This is a genomic window from Tabrizicola sp., from assembly GCF_051645465.1.
In the GTDB taxonomy this organism is placed as follows: domain Bacteria; phylum Pseudomonadota; class Alphaproteobacteria; order Rhodobacterales; family Rhodobacteraceae; genus Tabrizicola.
Genome location: NZ_JBOFBI010000397.1, coordinates 1 through 1,866, shown reverse-complemented (window position 1 = coordinate 1,866; position 1,866 = coordinate 1). Strand labels below are relative to the sequence as shown.

Annotated in this window: 3 protein-coding genes; all 3 read left to right on the top strand. The window is 65.3% G+C overall.

Annotation, left to right across the window (positions count from 1 at the left end):
• Positions 1 to 588 precede the first annotated feature (588 nt).
• Positions 589 to 915 (top strand): DUF3489 domain-containing protein, encoded by a 327-nt coding sequence (locus tag ACRCSW_RS24145; protein WP_438708202.1) that lies wholly within the window; start codon positions 589 to 591, stop codon positions 913 to 915.
• Positions 912 to 1,406 (top strand): DUF2924 domain-containing protein, encoded by a 495-nt coding sequence (locus tag ACRCSW_RS24140; protein ID WP_438708201.1) that lies wholly within the window; start codon positions 912 to 914, stop codon positions 1,404 to 1,406. The genes ACRCSW_RS24145 and ACRCSW_RS24140 overlap by 4 nt, the downstream gene beginning before the upstream one ends.
• A 1-nt stretch (position 1,407) precedes the next feature.
• Positions 1,408 to 1,866 (top strand): recombinase family protein (locus ACRCSW_RS24135; protein WP_438708200.1); only part of this gene is annotated, 459 nt, incomplete at its 3' end.

Below are 1,866 nucleotides of genomic sequence, written 5' to 3'. Positions count from 1 at the left end.
TATCGCGTCACGACCTGCTCCGGTGATCTCCCCAAGCGTCGTGATCAGCGCAGGCGGTGCGCGGCCTGACAGCTCGACCATCGCGGCCTGGGAGCGGACCTCCCAGTCGCGCAACAACTCCAGATGCAATAGCGCCGCGAAAGTGGTTTGTGCCGCCCCCGCGATGGAGGCACCGAAACGTTTATCTTCCGTCCCTAGTCGCCCGGAGTGCTCCCAGGCCGAATAACGCCGGCCCGCGCCCTGCCCGCGCCCCATCGCACGCCGCAACCACTGCGGCCTCGACACCCACCGCAGCCGCCCTGCCCTTTACTTGCCCAGCGTCCGCCAGCCATAAAACAGCATTGCGGCTGGCGTGACCGGATGGAGGCAGAAGCACGCGTCCTTGATTTCCGCCATATCAATAACGGCTACAGACCGGTTTCGCACTTTGAACCGGCCTTCGGTCTTTTCCCGGTGGACTTCGTTGGCCCGCCAAGCAGTAGTTGGGTTGCGCCGACCTGAGCGGAGACTCGGCGCTGCTGCCCGGATGTCCGGGCTTTGCCTGGTAGAAGGGCCGGAACGGATCCGGCTCATACCAGGAGACTGACCATGGCAAAGAAGCCCACGACCAAATCTGACAGTGCCGACTCAACTAGCCTGCTACCGGCTGCGGCACCCTCGACCGTGGTGGCGCGCAAGAAGGCCCGACTGATCGACATGCTGTGTCAGCCGGACGGTAGCACGATCTCTGCGATCAGCACGGCGCTCGGCTGGCAGGCCCACACGACCCGCGCTGCGATTACGGGGTTACGCAAGGCGGGTCACGCGGTCGAGACGGTAAAGCCGTCGGACGGCAGTATCGGGTTGATCTACCGCGTCGCTCCCAAGCCCGATGAGCAGGCTGGTGAGGCGAGAGGTGTGGAAGCAGCGCGATGACCGATCTTACCATGCCGGTTACCGCGAAGGAGCTGCCTGCGGCTCTGGCCGCCGTGGAGTCCGCCGAACGCACCGACCTGATCAACCTTTGGACCGCCCTGATCGGTTCACCACCGCCGAAGAACCTCTCGGTGCCCTTCCTGCGCCGGGCGCTGGCGCTTGAACTACAGTGTCAGGTTCTCGGCGGTCCCAAAGCCCGGACGCTCGAGAATCTCAGTCGCATCGTCGCGGGCAGCGCGTCGCATGCGTCTGTCGGAACCACACTGCGCCCCGGCGCGAAGCTGGTGCGGGAATGGCAGGGCCGCACATGGACCGTCGAGGTGATCGAGGGCGGGTTCCTGATGGGTGGAGAGCGCTATGCCTCGCTCTCCGCCCTGGCGCGGAAGATCACCGGGGCCCGCTGGTCGGGACCCCGGTTCTTCGGTCTGGCAAAGAGGGCCCGAGCGGACGATGCGCCCAACGGAACTTCTCGTCGCAGAAAGGCGGCCTAAAATGGCGCGCCGGATCCGCTGCGCGATCTACACCCGCAAGTCCTCTGAAGAAGGGCTCGACCAGGACTTCAACTCGCTCGACGCCCAGGCCGAGGCCTGTGCCGCCTATGTCACCAGCCAGAAGGCGGAGGGCTGGGTGCTGGTCCCGACCCGCTACGACGATGGCGGTTTGTCCGGGGGCACCCTGCAGCGGCCGGCGCTGCAGCGCCTGCTCGCCGATATCGAGGCGGGGCTCGTCGACCAGATCGTCGTCTACAAGATCGACCGGCTGACCCGGTCGCTCTCAGACTTCGCCAAGATCGTCGACAGCCTCGATGCGACCGGCGCCTCCTTCGTATCGGTCACCCAGTCCTTCAACACCGCCACCAGCATGGGACGACTGACGCTGAACATGCTATTGTCTTTCGCCCAGTTCGAGCGCGAGGTGACGGCGGAACGAATCCGCGACAAAATCGCTGCC